The organism is Microbacterium sp. F01, from assembly GCF_056156365.1.
The window spans coordinates 2,467,903-2,485,165 of record NZ_CM149592.1 but is presented as its reverse complement, the minus strand read 5'-3'; the positions used below and the strand labels follow the sequence as shown (position 1 = coordinate 2,485,165).

8 protein-coding genes are annotated in these 17,263 nt (G+C 71.8%); 6 read left to right on the top strand and 2 right to left on the bottom strand.

Annotated elements, in window-relative coordinates:
• Position 1: 1 nt before the first annotated feature.
• A complete protein-coding gene (locus ACVN90_RS11395; protein ID WP_475098375.1) occupies positions 2-3,247 on the top strand; it encodes an ATP-dependent helicase in 3,246 nt (1,081 codons plus the stop codon).
• Positions 3,244-6,591 (top strand): ATP-dependent DNA helicase, encoded by a 3,348-nt coding sequence (locus ACVN90_RS11390; RefSeq protein ID WP_475098374.1) that lies wholly within the window; start codon positions 3,244-3,246, stop codon positions 6,589-6,591. Before ACVN90_RS11395 ends, ACVN90_RS11390 begins: the two co-directional genes overlap by 4 nt.
• Positions 6,592-6,632: 41 nt before the next feature.
• Here the strand turns inward: ACVN90_RS11390 and ACVN90_RS11385 are convergent, their stop codons facing one another.
• Positions 6,633-7,991 (bottom strand): phosphotransferase, encoded by a 1,359-nt coding sequence (locus ACVN90_RS11385; protein WP_475098373.1) that lies wholly within the window; start codon positions 7,989-7,991, stop codon positions 6,633-6,635.
• A 77-nt stretch (positions 7,992-8,068) separates the two neighbouring features.
• Here ACVN90_RS11385 and nudC point away from each other — a divergent pair, with 77 nt between their 5' ends.
• Positions 8,069-8,983, top strand: coding sequence for an NAD(+) diphosphatase (gene nudC, locus ACVN90_RS11380; RefSeq protein WP_475098372.1), 915 nt, complete (start codon positions 8,069-8,071; stop codon positions 8,981-8,983).
• Positions 8,980-10,758, top strand: coding sequence for an ATP-dependent helicase (locus ACVN90_RS11375; RefSeq protein WP_475098371.1), 1,779 nt, complete (start codon positions 8,980-8,982; stop codon positions 10,756-10,758). Before nudC ends, ACVN90_RS11375 begins: the two co-directional genes overlap by 4 nt.
• A 781-nt stretch (positions 10,759-11,539) precedes the next feature.
• Here the strand turns inward: ACVN90_RS11375 and ACVN90_RS11370 are convergent.
• Positions 11,540-12,985, bottom strand: coding sequence for a zinc-dependent metalloprotease (locus tag ACVN90_RS11370; RefSeq protein ID WP_475098370.1), 1,446 nt, complete (start codon positions 12,983-12,985; stop codon positions 11,540-11,542).
• 146 nt (positions 12,986-13,131) lie between these two features.
• On the opposite strand from ACVN90_RS11370, the gene ACVN90_RS11365 reads away from it, so the two are divergent.
• Both ACVN90_RS11365 and ACVN90_RS11360 read left to right on the top strand, forming a co-directional pair.
• Positions 13,132-14,259 carry a YlbL family protein gene (locus ACVN90_RS11365; protein WP_475098369.1) on the top strand — a complete coding sequence of 376 codons (1,128 nt, stop codon included), beginning with the start codon at positions 13,132-13,134 and terminating at the stop codon, positions 14,257-14,259.
• 91 nt (positions 14,260-14,350) lie between these two features.
• Positions 14,351-17,263 carry a UPF0182 family membrane protein gene (locus tag ACVN90_RS11360; RefSeq protein WP_475098368.1) on the top strand — a complete coding sequence of 971 codons (2,913 nt, stop codon included), beginning with the start codon at positions 14,351-14,353 and terminating at the stop codon, positions 17,261-17,263.

Genomic DNA, 17,263 nt, shown 5'->3' with positions numbered 1-17,263 from the left:
GGTGACTTCGGGCAGGGCAGACCACGCGGCCGACCGCCTCGACGCGCCGCAGCGGGTCGTGCTGGAGCTGCCGTCGGGCGCATCGGGCGTCGTGGTGGGCGCAGCGGGTACGGGAAAGACCGAGACGCTGATCGCGCGCGTCGCCGCCCTGACCGAAGGCGGCGTCGATCCCGATTCGATCCTCGTGCTCACGCCGTCGCGGCAGACCGCGACGGCTCTGCGCGACAGGCTCGGCCTCGCCGTGCGCGTGGCGACGACGGGGCCGCTCGCCCGGTCGGTCGCCTCCTACGCATTCCAGATCGTGCGGGCGCACGCGGTCGCGGCGGAGGCCGATCCGCCGCAGCTTCTCACGGGCGGTGACGAGGATCAGATCATCCGCGACCTCCTCGAGGGCGACGACGAAGACGAAGCGTCCGGTGCGGTGCGCTGGCCGGACTGGCTCGGCCCGACGATCCGCGGCACCGCCGGATTCCGCACCGAGGTTCGTACGTTCCTCGCGGAGTGCACGACCCTCGGCATCGAGCCGCGGCGCCTCCGCGAGCTGGGTGAGCGTCACGAGCTGCCGGCATGGGTCGCGCTGTCGTCCTTCTTCGGCGAGTACCTGCAGGTGCGTGACGGCATGCGCGGCGCCCACCGGGACGCCGCGGGGCTGGTCCGCGAGGCCGTCGGCCTGCTGCGCACGGCCCCGGCGGGAAGCCCGGCCGTCGATCGCGTGCGCGTCGTCCTGGTCGACGACGCACAGGAGCTGACGCTCGGCGGGGTCGAGCTGCTCGAGGCCGTGCGGGCCCGGGGCGCCGCCGTGCTCGCCTTCGGCGACCCCGACGTCGGGTCGGGGTCGTTCCGCGGCGCGACGCCGGAGAACTTCGCCCGGCTGGCGGCGTCGCTCGGCGCCGTGCACGTGCTCACCGTCGGGCATCGCGGCACCGCGTGGCAGCGCGAGCTCGTCGGCCGTGTCACGCAGCGCATCGGCGCGGTCGGTGTGGTGGCACATCGCGGGGCGGCCTCGGGTGCCGAGACCGACGACTCGGTGCGGGTGCTGACGCTGCGCTCGGCGGCCGAGGAATACGATGCGATCGCGCGCGTGCTCCGCGAGCGGCACGTCCGCGACGGCGTTCCGTGGCGCGCCTGCGCCGTGATCGCGCACGACACGCGGCAGGTCGCCGCGCTCGAGGCCGAGCTATCGGCGCGCGAAGTGCCGGCGCGCTCGAGCGGGCCAGGGCGCGCGCTGGGCGCGGTGCGGCCGGTCGCCGACCTGCTGCGGCTCATCGAGCTCGCCTCGCGCGACGAGTGGACGTTCGACGAGGTCTCTGCGGCGCTCATCGGCACCTACGGACGCCTCGACGTCATCGAGCTCCGCCGGCTGAGGTCGGCGCTGCGCCACGCCGAGGTGCGGCGGGTCCTCGAGAGCGGGCCGCAGGACGCCGACAGCGTCGCGAGTGCCGAGAGCGACGAGGTCGCCGAACGCTCCGGTCGCGACCTCGTGCTCTCGGCGATGCGCCGGCCTCTGGAGTTCGACCTGCTCGACACGCGCGAGGCCCGGCGTGCGGCGTCACTGGCGCGCACGCTCGCCGTGCTGCGCGACGACCTCGACCGCGGGGCGACGGCGCACGAACTGCTCTGGACCGCGTGGGACCGCAGCGGTCTCGAGCGCGCGTGGGGCGAGCTCGCGCGCACCAACGGCCCGCTTGCCGAGCAGGCCAACCGCGATCTCGACGCCCTGGTGGCGCTGTTCCAGGCGGCCAAGCGTTTCGTCGAACGGTCTCTCGACGCCGATCCGCGCGTGTTCGCGCGTTCGATCCTCGACAGCGGTGTGGCCGAGGACCGCCTCGAAGCGCCGACGCGCGACGACAGCGTGCGCATCATGACCCCGGCCGGCGCCCTCGGACTCGAGTTCGACACTGTCGTCATCGCCGGCCTGCAGGACGCCGTCTGGCCCAACACCCGGTTGCGCGGCAGCCTCCTCGACACGTGGCGTCTGACGGATGCCGCGACCCGCGCCGACGGCGAGACGCTCGGCGCGTTCGACCGCCGCCGCGCAGCGATGCACGACGAGCTGCGCCTGCTCGCGCGGGCACTGTCGCGCGCGACGGCCCAGGTGATCGTCACGGCCGTCGACGACGACGACACCGGTCCGAGCGTCTTCTTCGAACTGCTGCCCGATCCTGAGCCCTTCGAACTCGATCACCCGGTGTCGCTGCGCGGACTCGTCGCGCGGCATCGGCGCACACTCACCGCCGCCGCCACACGTTCGGCTTCCGCGGCGGGCTCCATCGCCGCGCCGGCGGTGCGCGCCGCGGAGCAGCTCGCGCTGCTGGCGGACGCCGGTGTCCCCGGCGCCTCGCCGCGCGAGTGGTACGGCGTCGCGGGGCCGACATCGACCGGGCCGCTGCGCGATCTCTCCCGGGAGGACGTGCGGGTCTCGCCCTCGCGGCTGCACGCCTTGGAGGAATGCGAGCTCAACTGGGTGATCGCCGATCTCGGCGGCGATCCGGGCGGCACCACCGCCGGCCTCGGCACGATCATCCACGCGGCCCTCGAGCACGCGGCGGGTCACGACGAGGCGGCGCTCTGGGCGGAGGTCGAGTCGCGCTGGGGCGAGCTGACGTTCGAGGCGGACTGGCGCGATCGCGCCGAGCAGACCCGGGCACGCGATCTGGTGCGGCGCCTGCACCTGTACTTGCGCCGCTTCGACGACGCCGGAGGCACCCTGATCGGCGCCGAACCGCACTTCGAGGTCGTGATCCCGCTGGAGGACGACAGCGCGACTGCTGGAGCGCAGGCGGCCGGCCCCGAGCTCGACGTCGATGCCGAGGCGACGACGCACCGCGTGATCCTGTCGGGGTACATCGACCGAGTGGAGCTGACCCCGGAGGGAACCGTCGTCATCATGGATCTGAAGACCGGCAAGCGCGAGCCGCAGACCGATGCCAAGGTGCTCGACAACCCGCAGCTGGGCGCGTACCAGCTCGCTTTCGAGTCGGGCGCGATCCCTGAGGCGAACGGCCATGCGCCCGGCGGTGCGAAGCTCCTCGTACTGCGGCCGACGGCGACGAAGTCCGACTACGTCACGCCGTGGCAGCCGCCGTTCGACGACGAGCGGCGCGACGCGTTCGTCGGCCGCATCCGCACAGCGGTCGCGGTGATGCGGGGTGTGAGCTTCACCGCACCGTACGAGGAGCACTGCCGCGACGAGCACTCCTACGGGCTCTGCCGGATCCACACCGTGGGCGCGGTGAGCGCCTCGTGACCATCGTGCAGCCCGTGGACACGCAGGCGGTGTCCCCGACTCCCGTCCTGTCGGCGCGCGTGATCGCGTCCGCGCTCGGGCAGTTCCCCCCGACCGACGAGCAGGTCGCCGTCATCGAGGCGCCGTTGGCGCCCGCCCTCGTCGTCGCCGGCGCCGGCAGCGGCAAGACCGAGACGATGGCGGCCCGCGTCGTATGGCTGGTCGCGAACGGGATCGTCCGCCGCGACGAGGTGCTCGGCCTCACGTTCACACGCAAGGCCGCCGGCGAGCTCGCGGAGCGCATCCAGAAGCGCCTCGCGCGCCTCGCCGAGTTCGAGCGGCGAGGCCTGCTGCCGTCGCTGACGGCGCTCGCGGAGGCGGGGCGGCTCGACGTGTTCGGCGAGCTGGAGCGTTCCGGCGTCGACGGGGCGCGGGCGACCGCCGAACGTCACCGCCTGCTCGATGCGCTCGCGCGGGGCGTCGACTCCGTCGCGCAGGACTCCGTCGACGACGCGCTCCTGCACCGGCCGAGCGTGGCGACCTACAACAGCTTCGCCGACCAGATCGTGCGCGAGCACGCCTTGCGGATCGGACGGGATGCCGACGCCGCCGTCCTGTCGGAGTCCGCGGCGTGGCTCCTCATGCGTCGCGTCGTGTTCGCCTCCGACGACCCGCGGCTGGAGCAGCGGGGGGAGGCCGTGCGCACGATCGTCGACGCCGCTCTGCGGATCGCTCGTGACGGCGTCGACAATCTCGTCGACTTCGATGCGCTCGCCGCGTTCCCCGAGCGCTTCGGCACCGTGCGCGAACTGCCGTCGACCAATCGGCGGACCACGGTCTACGCCGATGTCGCCGATGCGGCAGACCGGGTCGACGCGCTCGCGCTGCTGGCCGACCTCGCGCGCGAGTACGCCGCCGAGAAGCTTCGGCTCGGCGTCATCGACTTCTCCGACCAGGTCGCCGGCGCGCTGGAGGTGGTCGCGAGCCACCGCGCGGTCGCCGACGAACTGCAGGGTCGCTACCGGGTCGTCCTCCTCGACGAATACCAGGACACGTCCGTTGCGCAGACCGACCTGCTGGCCGCGCTCTTCGCCGGCTCCGGCGTGATGGCCGTCGGCGATCCGCACCAGGCGATCTATGGCTGGCGCGGCGCCAGCGCAGGCAACCTCGGCGGCTTCGCGGCAGCCTTCGCCCCGGGTGCTGCATGCGCGCAATATGCTCTCCTCACGAGCTGGCGCAACAGCGCCTCGGTGCTGACGGCGGCGAACGCCGTGCTCGCACCGCTCGCGGCGTCTGCCTCCGTCGCGGTCGGCGAGCTGCAGCCGCGGCCGGCGGCGCCCGCCGGCGTGGTCGAGCTCGGCTTCGACGCCGACCTCGACACCGAGGCCGACCGTGTCGCAGAGTGGTTCGCGCGCGTTCGTGCCGAACGCGCCGACGTGGGTCGATCCACCACTGGGGCCATCCTCTTCCGCAGCAAGAAGCACATGGTGCGGTTCGGCGACGCGCTCGGGCGCCGCGGCATCCCGCATCGCATCCTCGGACTCGGCGGCCTGCTCTCGACGCCTGAGGTCGTAGACGTGGTGTGCGCGCTGCGTGTCATCAGCGATCCGTCGGCCGGCTCCGCGCTCATCCGGCTGCTGTCGGGGCCACGGTGGGCGATCGGTCTGCCCGACCTGCGCGAGCTCGCGGCGCTGTCCCGCCGCCTCGCTCGTCACGACACCGCACTGCAGCCCCTCGCCCCCGAGGTCGTCGAGCGCATCCGGGGAAGCGCCGGCGACGACGACGGCTCGCTGGTCGACGCGCTCGACTTCGTGCTGCGGCAGAAGTCCGACCACGGCTGGCTGGAAGGTTTCACGCCCCGGGCGCGCGAGCGGCTGCGGGACGCGGCATCCGTCTTCGCGGGTCTCCGTCAGGCGAGCGCCATGCCGATCCCGGAACTGGTGCGGCTGATCGAGCTGGAGCTGCGCCTCGACATCGAGCTCGCCGCGAACGAGTCACGAGGCCCCGCCCGCATCGCGTCGGCGCAGCTGCGGGCCTTCGTCGACGAGGTGCACGCCTTCCTCGCCGCCGACGAGACGGGTTCGCTGTCGAGCCTGCTCGCCTGGCTCGACCACGCCGAGCAGCTGGACGAGTTCGCGCCCCGCACCGAGCCGCCCGAGGACGACGTCGTGCAGCTCCTGACGATCCACGGGTCCAAGGGGCTCGAGTGGGACGCTGTCGCGGTCGTGCGCCTCGTCAAAGACGAGCTGCCGAGCGCACCCCGCGACACGAAGGCCTGGCTCGGGTTCGGCGTTCTGCCGTACGCGTTCCGCGGCGACTCCGCCTGGCTGCCCGCGCTCGGGTGGCAGTCCGCAACCACCCAGCAGGAGCTCAAGGTGGCGATCGAGACCTTCGTCGAGGCCAACCGGGCGCGGCAGCTCGAAGAGGACCGTCGCCTGGCGTATGTCGCGGTCACCCGCGCCCGCGACCACCTGCTGCTCACGGGTGCGACGTGGTCGGGCACCAAGCGCCCCCGCACGCGCAGCACGTTCTTCACCGAGATCGCCGAGGCGCAGGACCTGGCGCTGCCAGACGATGAGCCCGGCGACGACCCTTACCAGGGCGAGCGGCGCGTACTGCAGTGGCCGATCGATCCGCTCGGCGCTCGCCGAGCGGCCGTCGGCGGCGCGGCGGCGACTGTCGAGGCAGCGCTCGACGCGCCAAGGGCCGAGGTCGATCCCCAGGCGGCGCTTCTGCTCGCCGAGCGCGATGCGCGTCGCGCGCGCCCGGTGCACACGGCGCCGACCCGCATCGCGGCGTCCCGCTACAAGGAGTACGTCGCCGACCTCGAGGGAACGCTCGCCGGCATCGCACGGCCGATGCCGGAACGACCCTTCCGCCAGACGCGCCTCGGCACGCTCTTCCACGCCTGGGTCGAGCAGCGTTCCGGGCGCTCGGGGCTGGGCGGCTCGCTTGACGACGCGCTGTGGGAGACCGATGAAGACGTGCCTGGCACTGACGCATCCGTCGAAGATGCCGCCGCACTCGCGGCGCTGCGCGAGCGCTTCCTCGCGTCGGAGTGGGCGCCGCTGCAGCCGATCGAGGTCGAGACCGAGATCGATTTCACCACCATCGGCCCCGACGGCCTGCCGCATATCGTCATCTGCAAGCTCGACGCGGTGTACCGGCGCGAGGACCGCGGCGGCCGCATCGAGATCGTCGACTGGAAGACCGGCGTCGCGCCGCGCAATCCCGCCGAGAAGGACGAGCGGATGCTGCAGCTCGAGCTCTACCGCCGGGCTTATCACTCCAAGCACGGGGTACCGCTCGACGAGATCGACGTCGCGCTCTACTACGTGGCTGAGGATGTCATCCTGCGCAGCTGAGATCGCCCGGCCGCCGAAAGGTCAGCCGTCGCGGTGCCGCCTCAGTCGGCGAGCCAGCGGCGCAGGGCCGCCTCGGACGCTCGCTCCGCCTCGGCTGCGGCATCCATCCCGCCCTCGTCCTCGCGTGAGGGTGCGGCGCCCTGCGTCGTCATCGCGCCCGGCAGCGTGATGGGTGCGGTGGAGAGGTCGTCGTCCGGGTGCCGCGCGGGCAGTTCGACCGCCGACGGGTCGAGGTCGACGGGCCGGAACGCGGCGAGGTCTTCGGCGGAGATCTCCTGCGTGTCGAAGGACTCCGGTGCGGCGGAGACCGGACCGGTATCCCGCCGGGCGTCATCCTCGTCCGCGACCCACTGCGCCAGCTCCTCGGGATCGTACGCGTCGGTCTGCATCGAGGTGTCGATCGTCGGTGCGCCCGCTCCGGGCGTGCGCTCGAGGAGGGCGATCGCGTCGTCGACGTCGAGCGCAGCCGCCGCCAGGATGTCGTCGCCCGCCACGCCCGCGGCGAGGGATTCGAGCAGCTCCACGGCGTCGGCGACGATGTCGTCGCGGTCGGCGTCGTGGCCGTGCACGAGCCACTTCGCGAACTCGAGCTCGGCGTACAGGCGGGAACGCTCGCGCGCTCGCGCGTCGGGGGCGCGGCCGCTGCCGGCGACGTAGGCGGCGTAGACGTCTTCGGCGGCGTCGGGAGCGGACGCGAGCCATTGCAGGTCGGTCGCCGGATCGCCGATCGACAGTCCGTGCCACTCGAGCAGTCCGGTCACGGTCGGGATGCCGTCGAGGTCTTCGAACAGGAACGAGGCGGCTCCGGCGCCGCCGAGCACGACGGCCGATTCGAAGCGCCACAGTTCGTCGGCGTCGACGGCGCGGTGCCAGCGCTCCGCCAGACTCACCGGCAGCCGCCGCGTCGCGACGGCACGTTCGATCAGGCGTGTGACGTCGGCGCGAACCTGCTGCGGGGTGCGCGCGGGCAGACCCTCGGCTTTGACGATCGAGTGCGGCAGCGCGTGCAGCGCGGCCAGCGCCGCGCCCAGCGAAGTCGCTGCACCGCGTCCGGGCGGAAGGTGGGCCGCGTCGACGCGATACCCGGGAAGGAAGTCCACGACGACCACGCGCGTGTCGCCGAGGCCGGCCTCGCCGAGCAGCTCGGGGGCGCGGAAGGGGAGGAGACCTCGCACACCCGGTGTCAGTGCGCGCAGCGCGCGCACCTCCGCGGCGAGCTCGGGGGCGGACGACGGGTCGGCAGGCACCCGCACGACCACACGGCGCCCATCGTCGAGGTCGGCGACCGCTGCGTCGTAGCGGCCGGTCGCTCCCTCGGTGAGGGCGCCGACTCCGACGACGCCGACCCGCGGGAGAGCCGACGTGACCGACGCGGCTAGAGTGAGGGGTGAGCGTGCCATGTGCCCAGGGTAGGTCGGTCGCGCTCGTCCGTCCCCGCGCCACGCCCGGCCCTGAACGACGAAGCGGAGCATGTTCGATGACGGCGCCCGACAGCACGAGCCTGAATCCGCTGGCGCATCCCGGGCTCGATCGCGCGGCCGATGAGCGGCTGATCCCCGACCTGCTCGAGACGGCGAAGACGGATGCTGCCTCCCGCGTCCTCGTCATCGTCGGCGATTCCGCGCCACTCGTCGCGGGGGAGTCGCTGCTCTGGCTCCCACCCGCTGACGTCCCTCACGGAGCCGAATGGGCGTTTCTCGGACGTGACGACGACGGGGCCGCGCTGCTCGCCGCTGTATTCGCATCCCAGGACGAGGAGCTGTTCGTCGCACCGGCGGGCTGGGCGGGTCTGCGCACCGTCGGAGCGCTGCTGTCGGCCCATGATGCCGGCGCGTTCGTGGAGGCGCTCAGTCTCGGGCGCTGGTTGATCGACGCGCCGTTCTGCCCGGCGTGCGGCACGCTGACAGTCCTGGGCGATGCCGGCTGGTCGCGCCGCTGCCCGAACTGCGGGCGGCAGCACTTTCCGCGCACCGACCCGGCGGTCATCGTCGCCATCACGAGCGCCAACGACCCCGACCTGCTGCTCCTCGGCTCGAACGCGCTATGGGGCGCCGACCGGTTCTCGTGCTTCGCCGGGTTCGTCGAAGCCGGCGAGTCGCTCGAGGCGGCCGTGCGCCGGGAGGTCGCCGAGGAGTCCGGCGTCGATGTCGGCACGGTGACGTATCGCGGGTCTCAGGCATGGCCGTACCCCCGCTCGCTCATGGTCGGCTATCTCGCCGAGTCCCGCGACGACGCGGCGGCGCGCGCCGACGGCGAGGAGATCGCGGCGATCCGCTGGTTCACACGTGACGAGATCGGCCGGGCTCTCGCCGGCGAGGGTGATGTCGTGCTGCCGGGGCGGGCGTCCATCGCGCACCGGCTCATTGCCGACTGGTACGCGGAGCGCGCGTGAGCGCCGGCGCCCTGGCCGGGCTGGACGAGCATCAGCTCGAGGCGGCGACCGCGTTGCGCGGACCCGTGGCAGTGCTGGCCGGCGCCGGAACGGGCAAGACCCGCGTCATCACGCATCGCATCGCGCACGGCGTCGATACCGGGGCGTACTCGCCCGGACGCGTCATGGCGGTCACCTTCACGACCAAGGCCGCCGGCGAGATGCGCGGTCGCCTGCGCGCGATGGGCGTGGGCGGAGTATCGGCCCGCACCTTCCACGCGGCCGCCCTCGCGCAGCTCAACTTCTTCTGGCCGACCCTCGCGGGCGACACGGCGCCGGGCATCATCGACAACAAAGTGCGCATGCTCGCCCACGCCGCCGACGGCATCGGGCTCGCGCCCGACGTGGCGACCCTGCGCGACGTCGCATCTGAGATCGAGTGGCGGAAGGTCTCGATGCTGAGCGTCGACGCCTACGCCACGGCCCGCCCGAACGGGGTCGGCCGCCTCGGGGTCGACCGCGTCGTCGCGCTGCAGCACGCGTACGAGAAGCTCAAGGACGAGCGCCGCCAACTCGACTTCGAAGACGTGCTGCTCGCCTGCGCGGGCATGCTCGAGGCCGAGCCCCAGGTCGCCAAGGCTGTGCGCGAGCAGTACCGCCATTTCACCGTCGACGAGTTCCAGGACGTGTCGCCGCTGCAGAACCGCCTGCTCGAGCTGTGGCTGGGCGACCGCCGCGACCTCTGCGTCGTGGGCGACGCGAGCCAGACCATCTACTCGTTCGCCGGTGCCGACGCGGCGTACCTCCTCGACTTCCCGTCGAGGTACGAGGGCACGCGGGTCGTGCGCCTCGAGACGAACTATCGATCGGATGCCCCGATCCTGGCGGTCGCGAACGAGCTGATGCGCGGACGCCCCGGCGCCCTGCACCTCGCGGCCGCCGCTGACCGCGACGCACAGACCGACGCCGCACCGGTTCCGACGGTGACCGCCTTCGAGGACGACCGGGACGAGGCGCGCGCGGTCGCGGCGCGGATCGCCGCGCAGATCGCCGACGGCGCCGACCCGCGCCACATCGCGGTGCTCTACCGCGCGCATGCGCAGTCGGCCGAGCTCGTCGCCGCGCTCTCCGACGCGGGGATCGCGACGACGGTGCTCGGTGGCCGCCGCTTCTTCGACATGCCCGAGGTGCGGCAGGCGGTGATGGAGCTGCGGGCGGCCTCGGTGGCCCCGATCGAGAGCGGCTTCGTCGACACCGTGCGCGACATCCTCCGCTCGCGGGGTCTCACCGACGAGCCGCCGGAGGCGGGCGGCGCCCTCCGCGACGCGTGGGAGGCTCGCGCCGCTCTGCTGCGCCTCGCGCAGGAGGCTCCCGCCGGCACGACGCTCCGCGCCTTCGCGGACGAGCTCACCGCGCGGGCCAAGGCGCACGACGAGCCCGCGATGCGCACGGTCACCCTTGCGACGCTGCACGCGGCCAAAGGCCTGGAGTGGGAGCACGTGCACCTCGTCGGCGTCGCGGAGGGTCTGCTGCCCATCTCATACGCCACGACGTTCGAGCAGGTCGACGAGGAACGGCGGCTCGCGTACGTCGGCATCACGCGAGCCGGGCGAACGCTGTCGCTGTCGTGGGCGCGAGGCGTACGGGAGCGACAGCCGTCGCGGTTTCTGCGAGAGATCGGCAACGGCACTCTGCGTGCGGGCGGTGCGACCGCACGTGCCGGTGCAGCGAGCCGGCGCGGAGGGTCACCGAGCGGGTCCGGCCGGCCGAGGGGTGCCGCGCGCGCTCCGCGATGAGCCGCCCTGCCACGATCCCCGCCTCCCACAGCACAGAGGGCTCGCTCGCCACGGCGCGCCCCAGCAGCTGAGCGGCGACCGCAGGCCACGACGGGTCTCTGTCGCGGCGGTGAGCCGCGACGCAGGCGAGGCACGCGCTCCGGCCCGGCCCGACGAACGGACCGACTTCTGCCCCCGAACCGGTGAGCACCACAGGCACATGGTCGACGTCGGCGCTCATCAGAGCCGCGGCCGAGCCGGGAGCCACCACACGATGCACGATGAAGACGACGGCGGCAGCATCCGTTCCGACCCTTCCCACGGCATCGAAGCGGTGGGCGGTGTCGACGTCGAATCCCTCGGCGGACAGGCCCGCGGCGACCGTGTCGCGATGCTCGTCAGGCACGTCCTCGGCGCACTGGACCAGGATGCGGCGGCGGGTCGCGGCATCCGTCATCAGAGCCCGGCGGATGCGCGAGAGGAACCCCGCCGCCGCCCTGGCGTCGGGTGCTCCGAGCGCCTGCGCGAACGGCACCGCCGCGCCGTCGGGGATGCCGCGCTCGAGCTCGCGCAACAGCCGCTGCTGCCACGGCTGGGGGTCGTCGAGCACGGCGACGGGCTCGGCGCCGAACTGGATCGTCGAGTCGGTCCGCCACACCGGGGGATACGAGGGGTCGAGTCGCAGCATGCGCCGATCCTGTCGCACCCGCGGGGCGCACAGCCGGTATCCACAGGCCGAGATCGCGAATCGCCGGATCCCGCGAACCTGGGGAGGAACCGACGATCCGGCCCGGCCGGCCGCCTACACGGGCCGGTGGTCGTCGGGCGCGCCGCTCTCACCCTCGTCGCCCGCGCCGTCGGACTCGGACGGGCGATCGGATGCCTCGCCCGCGGCCGGTCCGCCGGGCTCCTCGCCTGCGAGCAGGCGCGCCAGAGCGTCGTCCATCTCGTCGCGCACCGGCTCCTCGCCGCGCGCGCGGGCCTCAAGACGGGCGACGAGTGACGCGGGATCGTCGATGTCGGACGCGCTCGGCATGAGGTCGGGGTAGTCCCACAGCGCGTCGCGCGCGGCCGGGCCCACGGCTTCCGTCACGGCGCGCCACATCGCGGCGGCTTCGCGCATGCGGCGCGGGCGGATCTCGAGGCCGACGAGGGAGCCGAGCGCGCGCTCGGCCGGACCACCGACGGCGCGGCGGCGGCGCACGGCCTCCGAGATGCGCTGCGCCGAGGGGAGCCGCGACGTGGCGTCCTCCGTGACGACCTCGACCCAGCCCTCGACGGTGGCGAGGAGGTTCTCGAGGCGCGCGAGAGCCGCGTCCTGCGCCTCCGAGCGGGCGGGCAGAAGCGCGCCGCTCTCGATCGCCCGGCGGAGCTCCTCGGGCTCGGACGGGTCGAAGCGGGTGGCGAGGTCTTCGAGGGCATCGGTGTCGACGTGCACGCCGCGGGCGAAGTCGGTGACCTGCGAGATGACGTGCAGGCGCAGCCAGCGGGCGTGCCGGAACAGGCGCGCGTGCGCGAGCTCGCGCGTCGCGACGTAGAGGGCGAGCTGATCCTCGGGCACCTCGAGATCGCGGCCGAAGTCCGCGAAGTTCTGCGGGAGGATCGCGGCCTGCCCGTCGGGCATCAGCGGGATGCCGACGTCGCCGCCGCTCACCACCTCTTTCGACAGATTGCCGACCACCTGGCCGAGCTGCGACGCGAACAGCGACCCGCCGACCGTGCGCATGAGGCGCCCTGCGCCCTGCACCAGTCCCTGCATGTCTTCGGGCGCCTGCTCGCTCAGCGCCGTCGTCAGGGCGTCGGCGATGCTCGTCGCGACCGGTGCCGCGAGCTCCTGCCACACCGGCAGCGTCGCCTCGACCCACGCGCCGCGCGTGAGCGTCGCCGGGGGAGTGGGCAGCTCCGAGATGGTGGTCGCCTCGCTCAGCCACAGGGTCGCGAGCGCGAACGCCTGGTCGAGGTCGGTGCGCTGGCCGGCGGTGACCCCGAGGCCCTCCTGATTCGCGATGTGCAGCGCCTGGCGCTGGGCCATGTCCCACGAGATGCCGGTCTCGTCGGCGCCTTCGAACGCGCCCTGCAGCTGGCGCATGACCGCCTGCATCATGGCGGGGTCGATGTTCATCCCCGACAGCCGCGAGAGCTGCTCGGGGTCGAAGTCGCCCGCCGCGCCGCCGAACAGCTGGCGGATGAGCTCCTGGAAGTCGTCCTCGGGGCTCGGGTCGCCCCCGGGAGTGACGTCGTCTGCCACTTCAGCCGCCTTTCAGCCGGTCGATGAGGTTGCGTTCTACGCTAGTCGCAGCATCCGTCGCACTCCCCGGCAGGGACCCCTTACGCCTTACGCCGGTCGCGAACGACCAGGCGCATCAACGACAAGGCACGGAAGAGAGGTCCCGCGTGGCCCTGTTCGACGAGAACACGACGATCGAGCCCGCACCGCGGCCGCGGATGTCCCGCCGCACGCTGGTGGGTGTGTGGGCGCTCGCCGTCGCGATGGTGGTGCTGCTCGTCATCACGTTCCTGCCGACGTCGTACGTCATCCAGCGTCCCGGGCCTGTCTACAACACCCTCGGCAGCGCTCAGAACGCCGACGGCGAGGAAGTGCCGCTGATCTCGGTCGAGGGCGCGGAGACGTACCCGACCGACGGATCCCTCGACCTGCTCACCGTGCAGGTGCAGGGCAACCGCGAGCACACCCCGTCGTGGTTCGAGCTCGCGATGGCGTGGTTCGACCCGAGCCGGGCCGTCATGCCGATCGACGCGATCTTCCCCGAGGATCAGACCACGGAGGAGCGCAACGAGGAGAGCGCCCAGATGATGGTGGACTCGCAGCACGAGGCGACCGCCGCAGCGCTCACGGAGCTCGGCTACGACGTCGGAGCCACCCTGGCGGTGTTCTCGGTCATGGATGATGCCGCCGCTGCGGGGATTCTCGAGCAGGGCGACCTGATCCTCGAGGCGAACGGCGAGGAACTCACGGATGTCGCCACCCTGCGCTCGGTCATCAACGAGGGGGAGGGAGCCCCCGTCGAACTGCTCATCGAGCGCGACGGCGAGCAGCAGACCGTCGAGGTCATCCCGAAGGAGAGCACGGACGACGACGGTGAGACGAGCTGGATCCTCGGGGTCAATCTCACGACGGACTACGACTTCCCGATCGACGTCACCATCCAGCTCAACAACGTCGGCGGCCCGAGCGCGGGCATGATGTTCGCGCTCGGGATCATCGACACGCTGACTCCGGGTGAGCTCAACGGCGGCCAGCAGGTCGCGGGCACGGGCACGATCACCGCGGACGGCGAGGTCGGGCCGATCGGCGGCATCCGTCAGAAGATGTGGGGCGCGCTGGATGCCGGGGCCCAGTGGTTCCTCGCCCCCGAAGCGAACTGCGATGAGGTCGTGGGCCACATCCCGGGCGATCTGCGCGTGTTCTCGGTCGAGGATCTCGACGACGCGCTGGCCGTGCTCGACGCGGTGAGCGAGGGCGGCGACCTCGATTCCCTCCCGACCTGCGCGCTGAAGTGATGCGGATCGTGCCCGAAACGTTGCGAGTTTCTTAGAGTTCGCCCAGGGAGGACAAGGCGGGCGCCGAGAATCGCGCGCCTAGGATGGGAACGTGACCACGACCTCCGCGCCGACTCCGGCCACACCCTCTCGCACCCGACGCGTCATCGCCATCACCCTCGCGGTCATCGCCGCGCTCGTCGTGGCGTTCTTCATCTTCGCCAGCCTCTACGCGGACTGGCTCTGGTACGACCAGCTCGGGTTCTCGGAGGTGCTGCTGACCCAGTGGATCGCGCGCATCGTGATGTTCGTGGTCGGCTTCCTGGGAATGGCGGTGCCGGTGTGGCTCTCCATCCAGCTCGCCTACCGGCTTCGCCCCGTCTACGCGCGGCTGAGCTCCCAGCTCGACCGGTACCAGGAGGTCGTCGAGCCGCTGCGCCGCCTGGCGATGTGGGGCATCCCGATCTTCTTCGGCTTCTTCGCCGGCTTCGCCGCCTCGGCCCAGTGGGAGACCACGTGGCTGTGGTTCAACGGCGTCGCCACCGACACGACCGACCCCGAGTTCGGGCTCGACACCGGCTTCTACATGTTCGCGATGCCGTTCTGGAGCTCGCTCGTCGGCTTCGCGTCGGCAGTGCTGCTGATCTGCCTGCTCGTCACGGCGCTGGTGTCGTACCTCTACGGCTCGGTGCGCATCGGCCAGCGTGAGCTGCGCATCTCGAAGTCGGCGCGCATCCAGCTCGCGGTGATCGCGGGCCTCTACCTGCTGGTGCAGGGCGCGAGCCTGTGGCTCGACCGGTACAAGACGCTCGTCGAGCCCGGCGATCGCATCACCGGCCCCGGGTACACCGGCGTGAACGCGATCATCCCCGGCCAGACGATCCTCGCGTTCGCGGCCGTCATCGTCGCGATCCTCTTCTTCGTGACCGCGATCATCGGCCGCTGGCGCTACCCGCTCATCGCGACCGCCCTGCTCGTGGTGTCGGCGATCGTGGTCGGCGTCGGCTACCCGTGGGTGGTCAACACTTTCCAGGTGCAGCCGAACCGCTTCACGCTGGAAGAGGAGTACTACCAGCGCAACGTCGACATGACGCACGAGGCGTACGGGGTCGACGGCCTCGAGCAGGAGGACTTCACGGCCGTCACCGACGTGGAGGCCGGCCAGCTGCGCGAGGACGCCGCCACGACGGCCCAGGTGCGCATCATGGACCCCGCGATCATCTCGCCGAACGTGCGCCAGCTCGAGCAGTACCGCTCGTACTACCAGTTCGCCGACCCGCTCGATGTCGATCGATACGAGATCGACGGCGTGTCGCAGGACACCGTCGTCTCGGTGCGCGAACTGAATCTCGCCCAGCTGGGCAATGCCGCCGACTGGCAGAACTCCGCCGTCGTCTACACGCACGGATACGGCATCGTCGCGGCCAAGGGCAACGACCGCACCGGCGAGGGGGATCCGGTCTTCCTCGAGCGCGGCATCCCCACCACCGGGTTCCTGACCGACCAGGACGACTTCCAGCCGCGTGTGTATTTCGGCGAGTACTCCCCGACCTACTCGATCGTCGGTGCACCCGAGACCGCGGAGCCGGTCGAGCTCGACTACCCGTCGGCCGAGGACGGCGGCAACGAGACGAAGACCACGTTCAACGGTGAGGGCGGCCCGAGCCTCGGAAACGTGTTCAACCGCCTGATCTACGCGCTGAAGTTCCAGGCCGAGCAGATCCTCTTCTCGGACTACGTCAACGAGGACTCGCAAATCCTCTACGACCGCAACCCACGTGAGCGTGTGCAGAAGGTCGCTCCGTACCTCACCCTCGACAACGACGCGTACCCGAGCGTCGTCGACGGCCGCATCGTCTGGATCGTCGACGGCTACACGCTGAGCGCCAACTACCCCTACTCCTCGACGGTGAGCCTCACCTCGGCGATCTCGGACTCGTCGAACCCGGCGCCGCGGTTCGCGCTCGACGACATCAACTACATCCGCAACTCGGTGAAGGCGACGGTCGACGCGTACGACGGCTCGGTGACGCTCTACGCGTGGGACGAAGAGGACCCGGTGCTGCAGTCCTGGCAGAACGTGTACCCGTCCACGATCAAGCCGATCAGCGACATGTCCGCCGAACTCGTCAGTCACGTCCGCTACCCCACCGACCTGTTCAAGGTGCAGCGCACGATCCTCGGCGTGTACCACGTCGACGATGCACGGTCGTTCTACCAGAGCGACAACCGCTGGCAGACGCCGAACGACCCGCAGGAAGACACGCAGCTGCAGCCGCCGTACTACCTGACGATGCAGATGCCGGGTCAGGAGAACCCGACGTACTCGATGTTCACGTCGTTCATCCCGTCATCCACGGGCGGGAACGCGCGCAACGTGCTGATGGGGTACCTCGCTGTCGACTCCAACGCCGGAGCCGAAGCGGGCGTCAAGAGCGAGGACTACGGCAAACTCCGGATGCTGGTGATCGATGCCGAGACGCCGGTTCCCGGTCCCGGTCAGGTGCAGAACACCTTCGACTCCGAGCCGAGCGTGTCGTCGTTCGTCAACATCCTCCAGCAGGGTCAGTCCGAGGTGCTCAACGGCAACCTGCTGACGCTTCCCGTCGGCGGCGGCCTGCTGTACGTGCAGCCGGTGTTCGTGCAGTCCTCGGGTGCCACCAAGCTTCCCAAGCTCCAGAAGGTCCTCGTGTCCTTCGGCGACGAGGTGGCGTTCGAAGACACCCTGAGCGAGGCGCTCGACGTGATCTTCGGCGGCGACTCCGGCGCCGACGCGGGCGACACGGATGTCGAGCCGACGCCTGGGGCGACGCCTCAGCCGACGCCCGAGCCGACCGAGCCCACCGAGCCGACGGAGCCCGCCCCGCCCGCCGACGCGTACCAGGCGGCGCTGCAGGATGCCCAGCAGGCCATGATCGACCGGCAGACGGCGCTCGAAGCCGGAGACTGGGCCGCGTACGGCGAGGCCGATGAGCGGTTGACCGCGGCGGTCGAGACGCTCATCCAGCTCGGCGGCGGCCAGTAG